The sequence below is a fragment of the Methanoregula sp. genome (genome assembly GCF_049510175.1).
GTDB lineage: Archaea > Halobacteriota > Methanomicrobia > Methanomicrobiales > Methanospirillaceae > Methanoregula.
Window position 1 is genome coordinate 353480 of sequence record NZ_JBEKZF010000001.1, and the last position, 18396, is coordinate 371875.

The following is an 18396-nucleotide window of genomic DNA, read 5'->3' on the forward strand; positions in this document are numbered from 1 at the left end:
TTATTCAATCGCCGCACCCGTTGTTGCATTGAACATTAGGATTTCTGACATGCTTCCGGAAGTTATGGTGAAGGTATAGGTTCCATTTTTCAGTTCAATGTCCCGTTGAGCAGGAATTGTTGAAGGTGAGCTTTCGAGGATTTGTTTCTTGTTTTGATCAAATATGGTCGTGGGAGATACCACGCCGTTTAAGTCTATCTCTTCTGCAGAAATGGCATTGTTCCAGGGAATGATCGTCCAGCCTGTACGATCATATACCCTCAGTTCTTTGATGTCCCCTTTGGTTACCCCAAAAACCCATCGCTCGGCATTTCCCGATTCATCAAGATTGCCTCCCTGAATGAATAAAATCCTTCTCTCTTTCTGGAATTGGTTTGAGGAGAGCGAATCACTGTCTTTCAGGCTGTCTTTCGCCTCGTCAAAACTGATGAATTTCGCACTTGGTACCATCTCTATTGGTATAACGCCCACGTCAGTTTTCGGAGATGCGTTGGGCGAGGGGATCTGCGGCGTCTGGTTCGCAGGACCCAAAGGGGAGATACATCCGCTGAAAAGGCATATCGCAAAGAGAAGCGCGATAGTGATCATCAAAGGGCGATAGCTGTGCATATTCTTCCGTAATGCCTTATTGGCGAATACCTGATATAAACATTGGTGTTTTTCTGGCCGGGAATCCATATTTCATCTATCGGGGCACGCGCTGGGCCAATCCGGGTCTGGGAACATTTATCAGCGAGTATAAGATTTACCCCGCCTTCCCGGGCCGTGCCCGGTTCGCGCATAATTAAAAAGGGATTGACGGGATACCTGGCATTACGGCACGATCTTCGAGATCGGGATCTCGAGAATATCTTCCGCCCCGCACTCCTTGAGTTTCGGGATGAGCTGGTTGACCGCACTTTTCTGCACAACGGTCTGGATGCTGTAATAATCGATGCCGTGGAGCCTGCTCACCGTCGGCTTCTTCATCGCCGGCAGTGCGGTGACCAGGCGCTCCATGGAACTGGTGGGGACGTTCATGGTCAGGAGGACCTTGTGCCGGGCCTCAATAACCCCGAACAAAAGCGTCCTGATCTCTTCGATCTCCCTGCGCTTTTCCGGGTCCTCCCAGCTCGTTTTGTTGGCGATGATAACCGTGTGCGACTCCATAATCTGGCCGATGATCTTGAGCCCGTTCTTGCGGAGTGTCGTACCCGTCTCGGTCAGGTCCACCACCACGTCCATGAGGTCCGGCACTTTTGCTTCGGATGCACCGTAGGAGTGGAAGAGCTGGACCGGGATGTCCAGCCGCTCGAAAAATTTTCGGGTGAGATCGGGGTACTCGGTCGTAACCCGGCTGGCCGGCCGGATCTGGCTGACATTCTCGATCGGCTCGTCGCGGTGCACGGCTACGACAATTCTGACATTGCCCTCCCCGGTCTTGCTGTACGAGAGGTTTGCCACCTCCACGACATCCGAACTCGTCTCGTGAACCCAGTCGAGGCCTGAGATGCCCACATCGAAGTATCCCTTCTCGACATAGGTCGGGATCTCCTGCGGGCGGAGGATCTTGATCTTGCCGATACGGCTGTCGGCGATGCGGGGATTGTAATCGCGGTCCGTGCGCCTGACCTCAAGGTCGGCCTCCTTGAAGAGCTGGAGCGTCTGCGCTTCGAGGCTGCCTTTCGGGAGTGCGATGGTGATCATACCATACATCATCGCTGTAAAAACCGATAAAGGATAGGGTGAATGGGGGGAATCGTACCTAATCGAACGAATGGATGACGAGCCCGCTGAGCAGTTTGGGTTCAAACCACGTGGACTTCGGCGGCATGATGCCCCCGGCATCCGCGATGGAGAGGACGGTCTCCACCCGGACCGGCTGCATGGCAAACGCGAGCCGGTAGGTACCGCTGTCCACGAGTTTTTCCAGATCCGCGACCGGGCGTGCACCGCCAAGGTACTGGAGCCGGGCATCGCCCCGGGGATCGGTGATACCGAGCATGTCTTCCAGCACGTGCTTCTGGAGCACCGCGACATCGAGGGCGTCGAGCGGGGTCGCGCCCGGGACCCGCGGGCGGGTACATTCGTACCATGTGCCGGCAAGATACAGGTGGACAACGTGATATTTCCCGGGATCCGCGATCGCGGGGGGGATGTTGTACCCGCTGCCGTTGACCGTTCCGTATGGCCGCACCGTGAAACAGTCTCCCAGTTTTTTAAGGAAGGAATCGGGAGAATAGGTACCGAGATCGGTGAGGAGACGGCTGTACCCGTGGATCTTCACCCGGTCGTGGGCAAACATCACACCCATGAACCGGCAGACTTCATCGTCAGGCGTCCTGCCTGATGCAATGATACGGTCCGCCAGGTTCACCGCAGCTTTTGCCCGGTGATGTCCGTCCGCGATGTAGAGGGAGGGAACTGAGGCAAACTGGCGTTCGAGACGGGCAAGCACTTCAGGATCTGAGATCCGGAATATCTGGTGGAGGATCCCCTGCTCCGTTCGCACCTCTGCGGCCGGCGGCTGGTTGCGTGCGACCTGTGATTCGATAAACGAGAAAATATCCGCCACATCGCGGTAGAGGAGTACGACAGGGCCGTTGTGCGCCCTGACCGTTTCGATATGCCGGGTCCGGTCCTCCTCCTTGTCATACCGGGTCTGTTCGTGGCGGCGGATATTATTCTTCCGGTAATCGTCCACGTCAAGACAACAGCAGAGACCGAGGAACGTGTCGCCGTCATGCTGCACGCGGTAGAGATACATGCAGAGTTCGATGTCCTTTTTCAGGAGGCCTTCCTGTTCCAGTGCAACGAACATCTCACGGGCCCGCTTATACACGTGGTCATCGAGCGGGGGTGTATCCGGGAGTTCCGCATCGGACCGGCTCACCCGCAGGAAGCTCTTCGGGTTTCTGGCAATAATGGCACGCGCCTCGTCCGCAGTCACCACATCATAAGGTACCGCCGCGATCTCCGGGGCGGCTGCCGGTACGGGCCGCACTCCTGAAAAACGATAAATCCTCACCATACCTGACACCGCACCGGGAACGTTCTTTTTAGTGCTCTCATAATTGTGTGTGATCCCATATATATCGAAGACTTCCGCCTTGCAGGGTCCGATAATCCCAATGCTTCGTGGGGCAAATGCTATGAATCCCAAGCGCTCATGACTACTGTTGCCTGAGAGCAAACGGAGGTCCCTGATGATCCGGCCGCACGATCTTGCTGTCTACCCGCTGCCGCTGATACGGAGAGCGATGCCAACGGATATTCCGGCGATTGTTGCAATTGAACAGGACTCGTTCATCGACCCGTGGGAGCAGTCTGTTTTTCTCGAAGCCCTGACCTATTACACGTCCACGTATTTCGTCGCGGTCTGCGATGGGGGCGTGGTGGGTTTTGTCGTGGGTGGCCTCGAGGATACCGGGGAGAACATCTACGGGCATCTCTGCAACCTGGGGATCAGCCCGCGGTACCGGCGCAGGGGGATCGGGAAACTGCTCGTGAACCGTGTCGAGCACCAGTTCGCGCTGGAGCTGGCCACCGGGGTCCAGCTGGAAGTGCGCCTCTCCAATACGATCGCCCAGCGCTTTTATCGCAGGATGGGATACCGTGACGTATTCGGGATCGAGCACTACTATGCCAACGGTGAAGATGCCATCGTGATGATGAAGTGGTTCCGGTTTTAAGGAAGTTCCCGCTTTTCCGGTTTTACTTTTCCGGATGGCCTGGATAAAATGAAAACGGTTTTTCCCGTGCAGGAAAAAATCCAGAAAACGCTCTTATGTCAGTGCAGGAAAAAAGAAAAACCGGTTATCCCCGCCCCAGCTGCTGGTGGGCGCGGGCAAGGTGCTGGGCGGCAAGCGCCCCGAGGAGGGAGAGTTCGCCGGCGAGGACTCCCGCCCCGATGATCTCCGCGAGTTTCTTCGCATTGGTTCCGGGAGGCCTCCCGCTGCCGGCGACACCGAGCAGTTTCAGGCACTCCTGCTGGGTATCGATGCCGGTCCCGCCGCCAACGGTCCCGACCGGCAGCGAAGGAAGAGTAACCGCGACATACACCCCCGTATCCGTGAAGTCGACCGTGGTGATGCAGGTGCTGCCATCGATTGCATGCGCCGCATCCTGTCCGCAGGCAATGAACATCGCTGCGACAACATTTACCGCATGGGCATTGAACCCCATGGAGCCGGCCCGGGCGGAGCCGACGAGGTTCTTGCGGTAGTTCACCTCAAAGAGGGTCTTTGCATCGGTCTTGAAGACCTCTTTGATCAGCCTGTGTGAGAGGGCGACACCCGCGACAACGCTCCGGCCCCTCCCCATGATGCCGTTGATCGCGGCAGGCTTCTTGTCAGTGCACATGTTCCCGGAAAGGGCGATGAGCCGCACACCCGTGCCCTGTGCGATCATATCGGCCACTTTCGCACTTGCGATCGTCACCATGTTCATGCCCATCGCATCCTTGGTATCGAACTCGAGCCGGACGAAGACGCTCGTCCCGGCAACGAAGGTGACGATATCCGTCAGTTTCCCATGCGAGGTGGTGCTCTCGGCAGCAGCTTTGAGTTCGTCTCGATGCACCTTCACCCAGTCGCCGACCTGTGCTGCGTGGATGATACTGTCCGCGGCAAAGACCGGCGCCCGGGTCATCCCGTCATGGAGGATCCGGGCTTCGGCACCGCCGGCCTTGGTGATGGCGCTGCACCCGCGGTTGACCGATGCGACGAGCGCGCCTTCCGTTGTGGCGAGCGGGAGCCAGTAATTTCCTGTTGCGTACCCCCCATTTACAAGGACCGGCCCCGCAACCCCGAGAGGCACCTGAACCGTGCCGATCATATTCTCGCAGTTTCGTTTTACCACGCGTTCGACATCGATCGAGAAGATGCCGATGTTTTTGAGTGTGGCGCCGGTCTCCTGTTCGATGAACCCGCGCCGCACCCGTATTGCGTCGATCGGAGAGAGTTCCTTCTCCAGTTCGTAGATCTTCAGTGTCCCGTCCCTGAGCCTGTTGTGAATAATCGTTTCCCTGTCCTTGTCGTGACCTGACTTCGCGCCGCTGTCCTTCCCGGTGCGGCGCTCCGCATCATCAGCCATGATTAATGGTTAGCACCTATACTGTTATGATACACGTGGTCAGAAAGACGGCCGGCCAATGGGGTATGCGGGTGCCGGCACAGCGGGGGGAGGAGATGAGGCAGGCGCTGATACACGAGGGCGCGCTCGATGCCTCGCTCAAAGTGCTCCGCGAGGATGAGGATCTCATCCTGCCGCTCCTTGAAGAGTGTGAGGGTGCGGAGTGGTTCGAGTTCGAGGTTCACCCGGGCCGGGAGCCCCTGCCACGGCACGAGCTGGTCGGCGGGATCGCAATCATGCAGGACGATGATCCGGACGGGGCAGAGAGGTTGCTTGCTTCCCGGCCGTCGCTCCGCACGGTTGTGTTTGCCCAAGGAGAGGTGCACGGTGAGTACCGGATCCGTGAGTTCAGGGTCCTGGCAGGCGACCCTACGACCCGGACGAAGGTGACCGAACACGGGCATATATTCACCGTTGACCTTGCCGGCGCCTATTTCTCTGCCCGGCTCTCCACCGAGCGGCAGCGCATCCTTGCGCAGATTCAGGAGGGAGAGGTCGTACTCGACATGTTTGCCGGGGTCGGGCCGTTTGCGATAATCCTTGCAAAGAGGGCGTCTCTTGTTGTTGCTTCAGACCTCAACCCGAGAGCGATTGGCCTGATGCTGGAGAATATCGCACAGAACCGGACGAAGAACGTGCTCCCCATGCTTGCGGATGCCAGACGCCTCGACCGGATCCTGTCATGGAAATTTGACCGTATCGTAATGAACCTTCCCCTCTCGGGCACGGAATTCCTGACGGAGGCGTTTCGGCTCTGCCGGCCGGGAGGGACGATCCATTTTTACTCACTGGTTTCAGTGGAAGGTGAGCATACGGCCCGGATCCGTGAGCTCGGCGGGACGGTGCTCGCAGAGCGGGTAGTGCGATCGTACTCGCCCGGGCAGTGGCACGCGGTTTATGATATCGCAGTTAGCGCTGAGTGATCAAGTTCTCGTTTATGGGGGAGGGGGTATCATAGCCCGGGACAGCCCTCCGTATCCAGAGTTGTCAGCTCGCTTCCCTATGCAAGTGATCCTCCCCGGGGGAATGGACAGTATATGAAAAAAATACTGTCAACGGGAAAAGAATTTACCGGTTTTTCAAAAAAATTTACTCCACCGGCACGAACTTCGTGCCATAGTGAATGATGCCGCTCTCGCCATCGGTGGCGATCCTCCGGAACACACTTTTGACCCGCATGCCGATTTTCGCATCTTTCGGGTTGCAGATGATCTGAGTTGTCATCTGGGGGCCTTCATCGAGCTTGATGATGGCGAGCACATACGGTCCGGGAGATGTGAACTGGTCCGGGGCAGTCTGGATGATTGTGTAGGTGACGATCGTTCCCTTCCCGGAGAACTTGTGGTCCACGATCTTCCCGGTCCTGCGACAGTCAGGGCAGAAGGTCCGCGGGGGGAAGAAGTGCCGGCCGCATTTCTCGCACTTCGTGCCGATCAGGTTGTACCGCTGGGGGATTTTTCTCCAGAATCGTGCAACGGTCATGTTACACCCTCCCGAGGATATGGACTGCGACCGTGGCGCCGGTGCCGCCCACATTATGGGTCATACCGATCTTTGCGCCGTCGACCTGCCGCTTGCCCGCCTCGCCGCGGAGCTGCTGGATGATCTCGTATACCTGCTTGATACCGGTCGCACCGACCGGGTGACCGCAGGCCTTGAGGCCGCCGCTTGTGTTGACCGGGATCTTACCGCCAAGCGCTGTCTCACCGTCCGCGGTGAATTTGCCGGCCATGCCTTTCCTGCAGAACCCGAGGTCCTCGATCGCACAGATCTCCGCGATCGAGAAGCAGTCGTGGACTTCCACCATATCGATGTCTTTGTGCGTGAGTTTTGCCATCTTGAACGCCCGCTGCCCTGCGGCAACGGTGGCATCAAGGGTCGAGATGTCGCGCCGGTCGTGAAGGGCGATGGAGTCGCTTGCCTGTGCCGTGGCCAGCACCTTGATCGGCGTGTCGGTGAACTCCCGTGCCCGTTCGAGCGGTGCAAGGATCACTGCTGCCGCCCCGTCCGTGATGGGCGAGCAGTCAAAGAGCCGGAGGGGCTCGGCAACCATCGTGGATTTCATGACGGTGTTGAGCGTGATCTCCTGCTGGAACTGGGCGATGGGGTTGCGGGCACCGTTGTAGTGGTTTTTCACTGCGACCTGTGCCAGCTGTTCGCGGGTCATGTGGTACTTGTGTATGTAGTCGGTTGCGATCATCGCGTAGAGGCCCGGGAATGTCGCGCCGACAAACCCCTCCCACTCACGGTCCGCTGCGCCGGTAAGGGCATCCGTTGTTGCACCGGGCTCGACATCGGTCATCTTCTCGACGCCGGCTGCCACGACAATGTCTTCCATGCCGCTGGCGACCGCAATGACGGCCTGCCGGAAAGCTAGGCCTCCCGAGGCACAGGCCGCCTCGACCCGTGTTGACGGGATGTGGCGTGTTGCCATACCCGCGTAGTCCGCGATGAGCGCACCGATATGCTCCTGCTCGATGAACCGGCCGGCACTCATGTTTCCGACGTACATTGCATCGATCTTCTCCCCGGAGAGCTGTGCGTCCTCAAGTGCAAGGGTCCCTGCCTCAACAAAGAGGTCACGGAACGAGCTCTCCCATTTCTCCCCGAATTTTGTGCAGCCAACACCGATTACAGCTACGTCTCTCATACCTGCATCACCAGTTTTCCCTTGTGTTTTGCGTACTGTGCATAGTCCAGGTAGATGGGGTTTTTCAGGAGTTTCTCAACACTTGGTGCCGCGTCGCGGTGGAACTTGTCCGATGTGATCCCATCAGTCACTTCGATGTCGAACGCATCGCTGCCTGCACCGGAACCGAACGAGCAGACAAAGATTGTGTCGCCCGGTTTTGCGATGTCCAGCGTTGCCGCGAGGCCAATCGGCGATGCTCCCGAGTAAGTGTTGCCAAGGTGCGGGACAACAAGGCCCGGTTTGATCTGCTCTGACGTGAAGCCGAGATCCTTTGCCACTTTCTGCGGAAACTTCGCGTTGGGCTGGTGGAAGACCGCGTAGGTAAAGTCCTTCGGGCTCTTCTTCGTCTGCTCGAACAGGAGCGTGGTTGCGCCCTTCACGTGCTTGAAGTAACCGGGGTCGCCGGTGAACCTGCCTCCGTGGCGGGGATAGTTCTGCCCCTCGCGGCGCCAGAAATCCGGTGTGTCCGTGGTGAACGAGCAGGTGTGGTGGATCGTGGCGATCGGGTCGTCGTTCCCGATTACGTAGGCCGCACCGCCCGCTGCTGCAGTGTACTCGAGCGCATCGCTCGGTGCACCCTGCGAGACATCGGAGCCGATGGCAACCCCGTACTTGATCATCTTGCTCTTCACAAGGCCCATGCAGGTCTGGATCGCGGCTGTACCCGCCTTGCAGGCAAACTCGTAATCCGCTGCAGTCATGTTTGGAGTGGCACCAATGGCCTCGCCCACTGTACATGCGGTCGGTTTGACGGCGTAGGGATGGGACTCGCTGCCCACATACACGGCCCCGATCTCTTTGCGATCCACATGCCTGCGGAGCAGGGCATTGCGGGCTGCTTCAACAGCGATCGTTGCCGCATCCTCATCCATGTCCGGGACGGACTTCTCAAAAACGCCCAGTCCGCCAGTGATGTCGGACGCGTTCGCGCCCCACACCCGGGCAATCTCCTCGACCTTGATGCGGTATCTCGGTATGTATACACCGTAGGTAATGATGCCTACCATTCTTTTTCCCTCAGGGTAATCACGATTTTGTCAACATCCATGCTCGTACAGAAGACGGTAATACGATCCCGTTCCGCCATCTTCTCCACCATGGGGTGAACGTCAGGGGCATCGATCCCCTGCAGTACCACGCACCGCGGCTTGAAGGGCGTGACGCGGATCGCGACCATCGGTGATTTACCCGTCGAGACGTTGGTGAAGACCAGCGCCCGCTCGGTGCTCCAGCCGTAAATGCGGTTGAACTCATCCGATGAGAGTTGCATGATCGCGTTCAGGCTGTTGACCACCGTGTAGCCGAAGATGAGCTGATCGGTCGAACCGCAGAGCAGGGTGCAGCCGATGGCATCGGCAAAGTCCTTCAGGGGGATTGGCACCTCGTACTCGTGGAGATCGTAGATCACGTCATCCTCGACATTCGAAAAGAGCATGGTTGAGAATTTCTGGATGTGTTTCCCGCCATTCTCCTCGTCCATGGCGAGGAGCGTGTCGACAATCTTGCCGACAACGGCGGTGCCGGGACTTTTCCGCCTTCCGCTTTCATAATCGCTGATGACAGACGGGGAGATGCCAAGGCGGTCCGAGAGGACGCCCGGTGCGATCTCGAAGTTCATGCGCCACTTCTTCAGCGCATGTCCCGGTGAGTCCGACAGCGTAATTTCGCCCGCCATCTTCTCGGCAAGCTGGTTCCGCAATCCGGATTTCATGCTCATAACCATGGAGCCCGGGCGTTATATAATTAACGAACGTGCATTCGACATAAAACGAACCACGACGGGAGCTTGCACGGAGAGCAACCCATAAATAATAAGCATCTCAATTTTGATAAGCATGATACCAGCGGAAGATCTCCAGTGTCTCAAGGCGATCGCGGTGCGGGGGGGGTGTCGCGGCCCCATCTTTGTCTCGACCCAGAGCATCGGTGAGATGCTCGCGATCAGCCAGCAGACCGCATCGCGCAGGCTCAAGGGACTTGAAACGGCAGGGCTCATCACGCGGACGATGACCGCGGACGGCCAGCACGTGACCGTGACCAAATCCGGCGAGGAGGTGCTGCGGAAGGAATACCAGGAATACTGCCGGATTTTTTCTGAAGGCGGCAAGACCTACCTCCTGAATGGTGCCGTGGTCAGCGGGATCGGCGAAGGCAAATATTACATGAGCCTCGGGCCATATAAGGAGCAGTTCTCCGCCTGCCTCGGGTTCGAGCCGTACCCGGGCACGCTCAACATCCGGCTCGCGCCTTCGAGCATGACGGTCAGGAAGAAGATCGATGCGCTCGACTGGACCCGGATCAAGGGCTTCTCCACGGACGGCAGGACCTTCGGCGACGCCCGGTGCATCCCGTGCCGGATCGGGACGATCAAGTGCGGCATCGTGGTGCCCGGCCGGACACACTACCCCGACGACCTTGTTGAAGTGATTGCGCCCATCGCCCTCCGCAGGAAGCTCGGCGTGGAGGACAACGACAGCGTCAACGTCGAGGTGGGGCAATGATCGATGATGCCCTTGCGGCCCTCCGGGACGGGAAGTTTATCCTTCTCTACGATTTCGACGACCGCGAGGGTGAGACCGACTTTGCGATCCGGTCCGATGTGGTCACCCCAAAGGATATTGTCCGGATGCGTAAGGACGGCGGCGGCCTGATCTGCACGGCCGTCCACCCGGTTGCTGCCCAGCGCCTCGGTCTGCCGTTTGCAAGCGACGCTCTGAGGGGGATCGCGGTGGCCGAGCGGGAAGGCGACATCCCGTACGACCGGAAGAACCACTCCTCGTTCTCGCTCTGGGTGAACCACCGGAACACCTTCACCGGCATCACCGACCGGGACCGGGCCCTGACCGTGAACGCGATCGCCGAGCAGGTGAAGCGTGCTCTCAACGGTGGCGGCGTGAACTTCCACGAGACGTTCCGGACACCCGGCCACATGGCCCTCCTCCGGGCCGCGGACGGGCTCCTCGATGTCCGGAAAGGCCAGACCGAGCTCTCGATCGCGATGGCCCAGATGGCCGGCATCACCCCATCGGTCACGATCTGCGAGATGCTGGATGACGAGTCCGGCTATGCCCTTTCAAAAGAGGATGCCAAGCTCTACGCCCGCAAACACAAGCTCGTCTTTATCGAAGGGAGCGAAGTGCTGGAGCGGTGGGAGCAGGAACGATCCTCCCGCTGATCCCCACTGTTTTTACCTGTCCCCGACAGAGGGGACAGGTCCTTTTTCCCGGCAGAAATCATCAGTCTTATTATTCCTTCAGCACCAATTTTTTATCAGCATGAAAGTCCCGCTTAAGGAACTCGACGATCGGATGAAACGCTTCCGTGCCCGGATGGACAAGGCGCAGCCCGGCTGGAAGCTTGCAGCCATCACGGGAAAGATCCCTCTCTACTACTTCACGGGCACTATGCAGGACGGCCTCCTGCTCATCCCGCAGGATGGCGATGCCGTCTTCTGGATCCGGCAGAGTTATGAGCGGGCAGTCGGCGAGTCGCTCTTCCCGAACCTCCGGAAGATGAAGAGCTACCGTGACGTTGCGATGGGCATGGGCAGTCTCCCGTCCACGGTCTATCTCGAAACAGACCTGATGCAGATCGCCCAGCTCCAGCGGATGCAGAAGCACCTGCCCTTCACTACGATAAAACCGGTTGATGAGCAGGTTGCCGCGGTCCGGGCAGTCAAGAGCCGGTACGAGCTCTCGCTTATGGAGCATGCCGGGAAGATCCACCGGCACGTGCTTGAGGACTGCGTGCCCGGCATGCTTGCGGAGGGGATCGATGAAGTCACCTTTGGCTGCGAGCTGTACTCGCTGATGGTGAAGGAAGGTCACCAGGGAATTATCCGGTTCGGTGGGTTCAACGAGATGCTGCTTGGCCAGATAGGGTTTGGCACGAGTTCCATCTGCCCGATCTGTGTCGACACTCCCGGGGGCGTCTCCGGTATGCACCCCTCGGTCCCGCAGATGGGCAGCAGGGAACGGGTGCTCAAAAAAGGTGATCTTGTCGTCATCGACACCGGGTGCGGGTACAAAGGATACCAGACCGACAAGACCCTGTCGTACATGTTCGGCAAACCCATCCCGGACGAGGCGATACGGGAGCATGAGCGGTGCGTAGCGATACAGGATCAGCTTGCAGCGCTCCTGAAACCGGGGGCCATCCCGTCAGAGATTTACACGGACGTCATGGCAGGGCTTGAACCGGCATTCTTAACCAACTTCATGGGATTCGGGAAGCACAAGGTAAAGTTCCTTGGCCACGGGATCGGGCTCTGGATCGATGAGACGCCGGTCATCGCGCAGGGGTTCGATGAGCCCCTGCAGGAGGGAATGGTCTTTGCCCTCGAACCCAAGAAAGGCATACCGGATGTCGGGCTTGTTGGTATTGAGAACACCTTTGTCGTGACACCGCAGGGTGGCCGGTCGATCACCGGGAAAAGCAAGGGACTCGTTGAGGTATACTGACGGTCACGGTCGTACTAACCGGGTCCGGCAATACTCTGCCGAAGGTGGTTGCAAAGCTCTATGCCAGCCGGCACGGGTTCATCTTTATCAACGGGAGTGAAGTGCTGGCGAGCGTAACCCGGCCCCGCTCTTCATGCAGCAGCCCAGACATTAATTTAACAACATATATGCCTCATGAAATAAAACAATCTGAATACATGGTGAAGAAAACCTGTCCGAACTGTGGTGCATCTATAGAATCCAGTCGTACTGTCTGCCCGACGTGTCGGATGGTTTTGAAGGAGAAGAGCTCTCTTACCCCCTGGCTCATCATCGCCGGCATCATCGTTGTCGTGATCCTCGTTGCCGCGTTTCTCCTTATAAGTCCCTCCCCGCAACCGGTGACCATCCCGGAAACAAAGATTACCATCCCGCCAACGACCGCAGTAGCATCTGCCCCGGCAGAGCCGAGCTGTATCATCGCAGTTACCGGCACGAAAGTGCCGCCCTCCTCAATCCGAGTTCAGGTCATGACCAGCACCTGTGGTGCGGGGGATGTTACAGAACTGACGGTATCTGTCAACGGCGCCCCAAAAGGGACGCTCGGTACCAGCACGGGTTCGAGCCAGACCTTCACCGGCACCTCCGGTCTCAATAACGTGATTGTAGTGGCGAAATTTGCCAATGGGGCAGAAAGGGTCGTATACCAGAATGTGGCACTGTGAATTTTCTTTTTTAAATACGCAAATTACTGAAAAATGAAAAAAATTATATCTTGATCTGCGCCAACGCATCGTAAGCGATCTTCCGGAACAGCGAGGGATCGATCGTAGGATACTGCTCCTTTGCCTTCAGGATATCCGGTGTCGGCTCTTTTGTATATGCGTCGACCCGGTCCATCGTATGTTTCGCTGCATCCAGCACCCAGAGGTCGCGGGTGTCCTTGTCGACCACCGTGATCGACTCGACACGGACTGAGGCAAGGTACGAACCGTCCGGCTTCTGGTACAGGTTGGGCTTCCCGATCACTGCGACGAACGCGGGGGTCTCGATCTTTGCCAGCTGCTGCATTGCCTCGGGCTGGTAACTGCCGGCCATGATAAAGAACGTGCCCGTGGGATCGACCACGCGGCCTCGGTAGAAGATATTCTGTTCACCCTGCCTCGTCTTCTCGGTCAGGGTGCCGACAAGGAAGATCCGGTTCGAACGCTCGCCGCTCGGCAGCAGGACAAATGTCGGGCTCTTCTCATCTTCGCCATCCTTGAACTGGTACCGGCACTCCCGCAGTTCCGCGGCAAAGACCCGGCGTGCGGGTTCGCGCTCGAAGGCGCCTTCCCTGCGTCCCATATCCTTTGTATTTGTGCTCATGACGGTGCACCCCCGGCGCGGTTCAGCAGGGCCGTATGGTCACCTGAGTTGAACACCACCTTGTCGCACTTGTTTACAAGGAGGCGGTTGTCGATCTCGCGGCCATGGCAGGTGATGTACCGGCCGAGTACCGTGTCCCGCATCTGGAGGAAGACTTCGTCCATGCCGAGCGGGTTGTTCTCCGCGATCTCCTGTGCCTGGGCAAGAGAGATCCCGGTCAGCGACTCCACCACATCGCGCTGGATCAGGATGTTGTGGGTCTTTTCCCCATCGTCAAGCCAGCCCTTGATCCGCAGGTCGTAGATAAATTTCGGCTGGATCTCGTGGACCGGGCAGTAGTTCTGGCGCGAGAGGGCCCGGTTGCAGCCCTCCACCGGACAGCGCTTGATGATGCCGGAGCCCGGTGCGATGTGGACAATAGCGCCGGTCACGGCCACCTCGCCGCCGCTGACCTCGATCTCACCCTCTTCCTGCAGGATCGTTGCCGTGTTCAGGTTCAGGGAGAGCCGGCCGTTGAACTCGTCAACCTGTGCATAGAAGAGATTGTATACTGCACCGGGCACGAGTTTTTCCTTGCCGGGTTCTTTCCATATAACGAACTTGATCGTGCCGGTCTCGTCCCCCAGCAGGCCGGACTGGAGCATACGCTCGTGCGAGGCGTCCCACTCCTGGATAAACTTTGCCCGGACACTGTCGATGCCAGGGTGAAGATCCTTGATCGGTACCGGGGAGGGGATGAGTGAACGATCCTCGCTGATCTCCTTGATCGTGGTCCCCGAATGGATCTTCAGGTTGGCAACTCCCTTGAACTCGTCCACCACTGCCGATTCGATCCGGTACCATGACCCTTCGGCCATCGCAGGGGCATTCGATTTTGCCCAGACCACGAACCGCATCGCGCCGGAATCGTCGGCGATAACGCCGCTCTGCGCAATGGACGGGGAGGGAGGGTTCGATAATGCGACGATCTTGCCCTCGATGGTCACCCATTCTCCGGGCACACCGTCTGCGATCTTCTTCTCCTCTGTACCGCCGCCTTTTCCCCCGCCACCGGCACTGCCACCGGAACCCGGTGCGGGAAGGTTGAACTCCTTTGCGAGTTCATTGGTCACGCTGCGTTCCGCTTCGGACGGCTGGACACCGAATTCATCCACGAGCCTGCGGAGCTTGCCCTCGATCTTTTTCACATCGGGGGTCTGTCCGCCTTTTGCAAATTTTCGGGAGATTCTGTTTGCTGCTTCAGAAAAATCCATTTTCATACATCTCCAACTATAAATCCCAATTTCTTTACAGTATAAGTGTATCAGCATGTGTAGTGAAAGTGTTGCTTTGCATTTTGGTACATTCCCCGGCACAGCCACTATGGTGAGGTTTATCTGACCCCAAAGCTGACTTAGAAATACTATGACTGAAATCACTGCTGACAGCACCATCTACGATCTCCTCAAGGCAAAACCCGAGGCAACCGAAGCGCTCTTCAAGTTCGGCATGGGATGTGTCGGGTGTGCGATTGCCCGCGGCGAGACGATCCGTGAAGCAGCCGAAGCTCATGGCATCCCGCTTGCAGAGCTCGTTGCAGCCCTCGGAATCAAAGAGTGATTGATATCACTCTTCTCATCGCGCAGCAATGACTGCACGAGGCTCAAGGAATAACTACACTTTTTAATGCGGGACTCCCGTTGGAGGTGCTCCCGGTATCAGGATATTGGCATCCATTTCGTGCAGTACAGGTGCGGACGCTGAACTTGTGAACAGGAAACCGCACCCGACGTCCCTGCACGGACGTTATTGTTCTCGTCCTTTTTTCTTTTCGTAAAGCCGCATGAGCTCTTCCCGCGATGCGTTGGGAAAGGTATTGTAATAGTCCGCGATCTCCGGCTCGTGCAGGAGCGTACAGGAAGCACAGTTCCAGACCCTTCCCCCGTTTGAGCTCTCTACCCACTGCCCGAGGCTCTCGTCTTGGCAGGGATAGAACGGGCAGTAGCAGAAATCGCAGGCCTGCCCTTTGAAATGGCAGGGATAATAGGGGCACTCCGCGCCGGGTTTCCACTCGACCCAGTGACCTCCCTGGAACCGGCTGAAGATGAAGAATGCCAGGTGTTCCGACCGGACATTCGCATCATGACGCTTCAGCGCTTCCGGTATGCCATGGAGCACAGCCTCTCTGACCCGCTGCCCGATATCGCTCATGCGGCCGGCAGAGCGGTGTTCCACTTCACTCTCGCAGGCTGCCATCACGGCGTCCGTTGGCGTGCCGGTGGCCGGGAGGTCAAGACCGATCAACGCCTCGGCCTTTGCCTCGGTCGCGACCATGATCGTTTCGAGCAGTGCCGCGTCCTCCATGCCTTCGCTGCTGCAGACAATGATGTTGATGGTCCCTGCCGTTGCCGGGGGTTCACGCCGGATGCCTGCGGTGATGAAGACGGTGATAAAATCATACTGGAGCACGCAGGCCTGGTGTATCGGCACCGCAGTCAGGAGCCCGAACAGATCGGGACCGATGCCGGCACCGGCTGCCACGATCTCGATCTCCTTTTCCGGGTCTTCCAGATCCCCGTCAGCGGGCACCGTGTGATTGAGGAGGGTTGTGACCGAGCGGATGCCCCCGGAGGTCCCGGTACTGGCAGCGCGGAACGATCCGCGGATGAAAAGAGTATTGTTCTCCAGGTAATATCTCATGCAACCGAATAGCGCGTGCGGTCCTTGAGTTCCTGCTGCTTACCGGCATTCCAGCCGGAGACGTCCTGCAGGTATCCCGTGACCCTGCTGATCTGGGTGACGTCATGGGAGCCGCATTCGGGGCAGACCGCCTGGCCGCAGAGCGGGCAGTACTCAATACCCGAGATGATCTCGTGGCTGCAGTGGCAGTGGTCAAGGGGGCACATCAGCTCGAGGTGTGTCTCGCCGCAGTTCGGACAGGGTTTTTCCTCGACAATGAGGTGGCAGGTGTGGCACTTGTATTTACGCTCTTTTTCAGGAATATCGGATAAGGTCTTGTATTGCTCTGCCAATTTCCGTTGTTCTGCGGTCCATTCCATACTATAACATCGCACAAGTCCTTAATAAATTTTTAGAACCTGCAGGTTCAGCCAATGCGTGATTCATGGTTTAAAAAGCGCGCATATGCGGATCTGGTCAGAATTTGGAAGTTGTTAATAAATCTATACGCCTTACCGGACAGCAGAAAAAGCCTTTATCGCGGTAACCGGGTCCTTTGCCTCATAAATTGCCCGTCCGACAATAATCCCGTCCACGAGCTTCGCGACGGTCTCCACATCCCCGCCCTGTGCCCCGACACCCGGTGAAAGGATCTTGCGGTTGCCCACGATCCCGCGCAGCACTGACAGCCGTTCCGGGCGCGTGGCGGGGGCGATGATCCCGTCGGCCCCGCACTCCATGGCGAGCCGTGCGATCTTCTCCGCGGTCCCGCCGTGGAAGAATGCTGTTGCCCCCGGGTGGCTCATCTCCGCCACTACGAAACATGCGCCCCCGTAATCGGCGGCTACGTCCACGCAGGCCTGCACCGCGTCCTTCCCGGTAAAACCGTGGCAGATGACCGAGGAGAAACCGGCATCGAAGACCTGCTCGGCGATCAGCCGGTTCGTGTTCGGGATGTCGGCCAGCTTGAAGTCCGCGATGAGGGGCCGGTCAAACTCTTCCAGATCTCCGGTGATCGAAAGGCCGCCGGAGAGGATGAGCGGGTAGCCGAGCTTGATCGCATCGAGGTACGGGGCACAGGCCTCGGCGATGGCGAGCGCCTTCTTCTTCTCTGTTACGTCCAGCGCGAGGATCAGTTCTGTCATCGGCCCATCCGCTCCATGACCGCTGCGACCAGCACGGGGAGGGTGATCGTCGCATCCCCGTAGACCGTCACGGCCTGCGCCTCTTCCGTGATCTTGCCCCACGACCGCGCCTCGTCCAGCGTTGCTCCCGAGAGCCCGCCGAGGTCCGGCCGGTCGCCGGTCAGCTGCACCGCGTAGCTGAACCCGTTGGGGGTCATCAGCATGCTCTGGAGAATAAAGTTCTTGGGCACGCCGCCCCCGACAAGCAGCGCCCCGGCCTTCTTCGCCGAGAAGCAGAGGTCCATGAGGGCCGGCATGTCGGCGAACGCGTCCACGGTTACCTTGTTCGTCTGGGAGAAGAGCCAGTACTGGAGGCCGATCATTGAGTCCTGCACCGCGGGGTTGTACACGGGGATCTTCTTCCGTGCGGCCGTATGGAGGATGCCGGACTTCGTGTGGTTCCCGATATGGGCAAGGAGCCCGGAAATGGAGATGGAGCTTCCGGGTTCGAGCTCCCCGAACACCCCCTGCATGAACTCCTCGAAGTGCTCGAAGGCCTCGTTGGGCAGGTAGACATCATAGATCCGGTTGATCTCATCCTGCCGGAGCTCGATATCATCGCAGAACGCGGTGCCGTGGAAATGGTGGCACCCGATCGCCTCGATGATATCGTGCGTGAGGTTGGCGCCGGTCGAGACGAGCACATCGATGTGCCCGCCCTTTATGAGATCGGAGACGATCCCCCCCATGCCTGCCGGTACCATTGCGCCGGCAAGCCCGAAGAACTTCGTGGTCTCCTGGTCAAGGAGCATCTGTTCGTAGATATTCGCTGCACGGTGCAGCGCCCCGCCGTTGTATGCGCCGGCTTTCCCCATCGCGTCCACCAGTTCGTTCACCGTCATGCCCGGTTTCACATGGAGCTGGGTGACCGGCTCATCGCATGGATGTGTCATGATTCTCCCCGGTTGTTGCGGATCTATTGGATTCTGAAAGTGATAAGGAT

The 18396-nt window shown here is 58.3% G+C and carries 21 protein-coding genes; 7 read left to right on the forward strand and 14 right to left on the reverse strand.

Annotation, left to right across the window (positions count from 1 at the left end; genetic code table 11):
- From ABSG49_RS01785 to ABSG49_RS01795, 3 genes are all read right to left on the reverse strand, one after another.
- Positions 1–678: a hypothetical protein gene (locus ABSG49_RS01785; RefSeq protein ID WP_424024381.1), complete on the reverse strand. Its 678-nt coding sequence runs from the start codon at positions 676–678 to the stop codon at positions 1–3.
- A gap of 135 nt (positions 679–813) precedes the next feature.
- Positions 814–1686 carry an ATP phosphoribosyltransferase gene (hisG, locus tag ABSG49_RS01790; RefSeq protein WP_424024382.1) on the reverse strand — a complete coding sequence of 291 codons (873 nt, stop codon included), beginning with the start codon at positions 1684–1686 and terminating at the stop codon, positions 814–816.
- A gap of 58 nt (positions 1687–1744) precedes the next feature.
- Positions 1745–3010 (reverse strand): DUF1015 domain-containing protein, encoded by a 1266-nt coding sequence (locus ABSG49_RS01795; protein WP_424024383.1) that lies wholly within the window; start codon positions 3008–3010, stop codon positions 1745–1747.
- Positions 3011–3185: 175 nt separating this feature from the next.
- Here ABSG49_RS01795 and rimI point away from each other — a divergent pair, with 175 nt between their 5' ends.
- On the forward strand, positions 3186–3671 hold the full coding sequence (rimI, locus tag ABSG49_RS01800) for a ribosomal protein S18-alanine N-acetyltransferase (RefSeq protein ID WP_424024384.1): 486 nt from the start codon (positions 3186–3188) through the stop codon (positions 3669–3671).
- Between the two features lie 124 nt (positions 3672–3795).
- On the opposite strand, the gene hmgA is transcribed toward rimI, so the two are convergent.
- Positions 3796–5073 carry a hydroxymethylglutaryl-CoA reductase (NADPH) gene (hmgA, locus tag ABSG49_RS01805; protein WP_424024385.1) on the reverse strand — a complete coding sequence of 426 codons (1278 nt, stop codon included), beginning with the start codon at positions 5071–5073 and terminating at the stop codon, positions 3796–3798.
- Between the two features lie 26 nt (positions 5074–5099).
- Between hmgA and ABSG49_RS01810 the strand changes: the two genes are divergently transcribed.
- Complete coding sequence (locus ABSG49_RS01810; protein WP_424024386.1) at positions 5100–6035, forward strand: class I SAM-dependent methyltransferase; 936 nt, start codon at positions 5100–5102, stop codon at positions 6033–6035.
- A 166-nt stretch (positions 6036–6201) separates the two neighbouring features.
- Here the strand turns inward: ABSG49_RS01810 and ABSG49_RS01815 are convergent, their stop codons facing one another.
- Genes ABSG49_RS01815 through ABSG49_RS01830 form a run of 4 tightly spaced genes read right to left on the reverse strand, consistent with a single transcriptional unit; the run spans position 6202 to position 9515 of the window.
- Positions 6202–6594, reverse strand: a complete 393-nt coding sequence (locus tag ABSG49_RS01815) for a Zn-ribbon domain-containing OB-fold protein (RefSeq protein WP_424024387.1) — start codon at positions 6592–6594, stop codon at positions 6202–6204.
- A gap of 1 nt (position 6595) precedes the next feature.
- Positions 6596–7762, reverse strand: a complete 1167-nt coding sequence (locus ABSG49_RS01820) for an acetyl-CoA acetyltransferase (protein WP_424024388.1) — start codon at positions 7760–7762, stop codon at positions 6596–6598.
- Positions 7759–8811: a hydroxymethylglutaryl-CoA synthase gene (locus tag ABSG49_RS01825; protein WP_424024389.1), complete on the reverse strand. Its 1053-nt coding sequence runs from the start codon at positions 8809–8811 to the stop codon at positions 7759–7761. Before ABSG49_RS01825 ends, ABSG49_RS01820 begins: the two co-directional genes overlap by 4 nt.
- Positions 8805–9515, reverse strand: coding sequence for a helix-turn-helix domain-containing protein (locus ABSG49_RS01830; RefSeq protein WP_424024390.1), 711 nt, complete (start codon positions 9513–9515; stop codon positions 8805–8807). Before ABSG49_RS01830 ends, ABSG49_RS01825 begins: the two co-directional genes overlap by 7 nt.
- A gap of 124 nt (positions 9516–9639) precedes the next feature.
- Between ABSG49_RS01830 and ABSG49_RS01835 the strand changes: the two genes are divergently transcribed.
- The 4 genes from ABSG49_RS01835 (at position 9640) to ABSG49_RS01850 (ending at position 12968) form a co-directional block, all read left to right on the forward strand.
- On the forward strand, positions 9640–10305 hold the full coding sequence (locus tag ABSG49_RS01835) for a DUF120 domain-containing protein (RefSeq protein ID WP_424024391.1): 666 nt from the start codon (positions 9640–9642) through the stop codon (positions 10303–10305).
- Positions 10302–10979 (forward strand): 3,4-dihydroxy-2-butanone-4-phosphate synthase, encoded by a 678-nt coding sequence (gene ribB, locus ABSG49_RS01840; RefSeq protein WP_424024392.1) that lies wholly within the window; start codon positions 10302–10304, stop codon positions 10977–10979. The genes ABSG49_RS01835 and ribB overlap by 4 nt, the downstream gene beginning before the upstream one ends.
- A 100-nt stretch (positions 10980–11079) precedes the next feature.
- Positions 11080–12264, forward strand: coding sequence for a M24 family metallopeptidase (locus tag ABSG49_RS01845; RefSeq protein WP_424024393.1), 1185 nt, complete (start codon positions 11080–11082; stop codon positions 12262–12264).
- Between the two features lie 269 nt (positions 12265–12533).
- Entirely contained in the window at positions 12534–12968 is a 435-nt protein-coding gene (locus ABSG49_RS01850) for a hypothetical protein (RefSeq protein ID WP_424024394.1), read from the forward strand.
- A gap of 43 nt (positions 12969–13011) precedes the next feature.
- On the opposite strand, the gene ABSG49_RS01855 is transcribed toward ABSG49_RS01850, so the two are convergent.
- Both ABSG49_RS01855 and ABSG49_RS01860 read right to left on the reverse strand, forming a co-directional pair.
- On the reverse strand, positions 13012–13611 hold the full coding sequence (locus tag ABSG49_RS01855; protein ID WP_424024395.1) for an RPA family protein: 600 nt from the start codon (positions 13609–13611) through the stop codon (positions 13012–13014).
- Entirely contained in the window at positions 13608–14864 is a 1257-nt protein-coding gene (locus tag ABSG49_RS01860; RefSeq protein ID WP_424024396.1) for a nucleotide-binding protein, read from the reverse strand. The genes ABSG49_RS01855 and ABSG49_RS01860 overlap by 4 nt, the downstream gene beginning before the upstream one ends.
- 151 nt (positions 14865–15015) lie before the next feature.
- Between ABSG49_RS01860 and ABSG49_RS01865 the strand changes: the two genes are divergently transcribed.
- Positions 15016–15210, forward strand: a complete 195-nt coding sequence (locus ABSG49_RS01865; RefSeq protein WP_424024397.1) for a DUF1858 domain-containing protein — start codon at positions 15016–15018, stop codon at positions 15208–15210.
- 186 nt (positions 15211–15396) lie between these two features.
- Here ABSG49_RS01865 and ABSG49_RS01870 read toward each other — a convergent pair whose 3' ends face one another.
- The 4 genes from ABSG49_RS01870 to ABSG49_RS01885 all read right to left on the reverse strand — a co-directional run bounded on the left by ABSG49_RS01870 (position 15397) and on the right by ABSG49_RS01885 (position 18346).
- Positions 15397–16290 (reverse strand): adenosylcobinamide amidohydrolase, encoded by an 894-nt coding sequence (locus ABSG49_RS01870; RefSeq protein WP_424024398.1) that lies wholly within the window; start codon positions 16288–16290, stop codon positions 15397–15399.
- Positions 16287–16649, reverse strand: coding sequence for an anaerobic ribonucleoside-triphosphate reductase (nrdD, locus tag ABSG49_RS01875; protein ID WP_424024399.1), 363 nt, complete (start codon positions 16647–16649; stop codon positions 16287–16289). The genes ABSG49_RS01870 and nrdD overlap by 4 nt, the downstream gene beginning before the upstream one ends.
- A 132-nt stretch (positions 16650–16781) precedes the next feature.
- Positions 16782–17414: an orotidine-5'-phosphate decarboxylase gene (gene pyrF, locus ABSG49_RS01880; RefSeq protein WP_424024400.1), complete on the reverse strand. Its 633-nt coding sequence runs from the start codon at positions 17412–17414 to the stop codon at positions 16782–16784.
- The gene (locus ABSG49_RS01885) at positions 17411–18346 is read right to left on the reverse strand and encodes a deoxyhypusine synthase (protein ID WP_424024401.1); all 936 of its coding nucleotides are present in this window, start codon (positions 18344–18346) and stop codon (positions 17411–17413) included. Before ABSG49_RS01885 ends, pyrF begins: the two co-directional genes overlap by 4 nt.
- Positions 18347–18396 lie beyond the last annotated feature (50 nt).

Excerpts from the sequence above, each read along its gene's own strand:
- ABSG49_RS01785 (WP_424024381.1), bottom strand. The coding sequence starts at position 678 with ATGGATTCCCGGCCAGAAAAACACCAATGTTTATATCAGGTATTCGCC.
- hisG (WP_424024382.1), bottom strand. The coding sequence starts at position 1,686 with ATGATCACCATCGCACTCCCGAAAGGCAGCCTCGAAGCGCAGACGCTC.
- ABSG49_RS01795 (WP_424024383.1), bottom strand. The coding sequence starts at position 3,010 with ATGGTGAGGATTTATCGTTTTTCAGGAGTGCGGCCCGTACCGGCAGCC.
- rimI (WP_424024384.1), top strand. The coding sequence starts at position 3,186 with ATGATCCGGCCGCACGATCTTGCTGTCTACCCGCTGCCGCTGATACGG.
- hmgA (WP_424024385.1), bottom strand. The coding sequence starts at position 5,073 with ATGGCTGATGATGCGGAGCGCCGCACCGGGAAGGACAGCGGCGCGAAG.
- ABSG49_RS01810 (WP_424024386.1), top strand. The coding sequence starts at position 5,100 with ATGATACACGTGGTCAGAAAGACGGCCGGCCAATGGGGTATGCGGGTG.
- ABSG49_RS01815 (WP_424024387.1), bottom strand. The coding sequence starts at position 6,594 with ATGACCGTTGCACGATTCTGGAGAAAAATCCCCCAGCGGTACAACCTG.
- ABSG49_RS01820 (WP_424024388.1), bottom strand. The coding sequence starts at position 7,762 with ATGAGAGACGTAGCTGTAATCGGTGTTGGCTGCACAAAATTCGGGGAG.
- ABSG49_RS01825 (WP_424024389.1), bottom strand. The coding sequence starts at position 8,811 with ATGGTAGGCATCATTACCTACGGTGTATACATACCGAGATACCGCATC.
- ABSG49_RS01830 (WP_424024390.1), bottom strand. The coding sequence starts at position 9,515 with ATGAAATCCGGATTGCGGAACCAGCTTGCCGAGAAGATGGCGGGCGAA.
- ABSG49_RS01835 (WP_424024391.1), top strand. The coding sequence starts at position 9,640 with ATGATACCAGCGGAAGATCTCCAGTGTCTCAAGGCGATCGCGGTGCGG.
- ribB (WP_424024392.1), top strand. The coding sequence starts at position 10,302 with ATGATCGATGATGCCCTTGCGGCCCTCCGGGACGGGAAGTTTATCCTT.
- ABSG49_RS01845 (WP_424024393.1), top strand. The coding sequence starts at position 11,080 with ATGAAAGTCCCGCTTAAGGAACTCGACGATCGGATGAAACGCTTCCGT.
- ABSG49_RS01850 (WP_424024394.1), top strand. The coding sequence starts at position 12,534 with ATGGTTTTGAAGGAGAAGAGCTCTCTTACCCCCTGGCTCATCATCGCC.
- ABSG49_RS01855 (WP_424024395.1), bottom strand. The coding sequence starts at position 13,611 with ATGAGCACAAATACAAAGGATATGGGACGCAGGGAAGGCGCCTTCGAG.
- ABSG49_RS01860 (WP_424024396.1), bottom strand. The coding sequence starts at position 14,864 with ATGGATTTTTCTGAAGCAGCAAACAGAATCTCCCGAAAATTTGCAAAA.
- ABSG49_RS01865 (WP_424024397.1), top strand. The coding sequence starts at position 15,016 with ATGACTGAAATCACTGCTGACAGCACCATCTACGATCTCCTCAAGGCA.
- ABSG49_RS01870 (WP_424024398.1), bottom strand. The coding sequence starts at position 16,290 with ATGAGATATTACCTGGAGAACAATACTCTTTTCATCCGCGGATCGTTC.
- nrdD (WP_424024399.1), bottom strand. The coding sequence starts at position 16,649 with ATGGAATGGACCGCAGAACAACGGAAATTGGCAGAGCAATACAAGACC.
- pyrF (WP_424024400.1), bottom strand. The coding sequence starts at position 17,414 with ATGACAGAACTGATCCTCGCGCTGGACGTAACAGAGAAGAAGAAGGCG.
- ABSG49_RS01885 (WP_424024401.1), bottom strand. The coding sequence starts at position 18,346 with ATGACACATCCATGCGATGAGCCGGTCACCCAGCTCCATGTGAAACCG.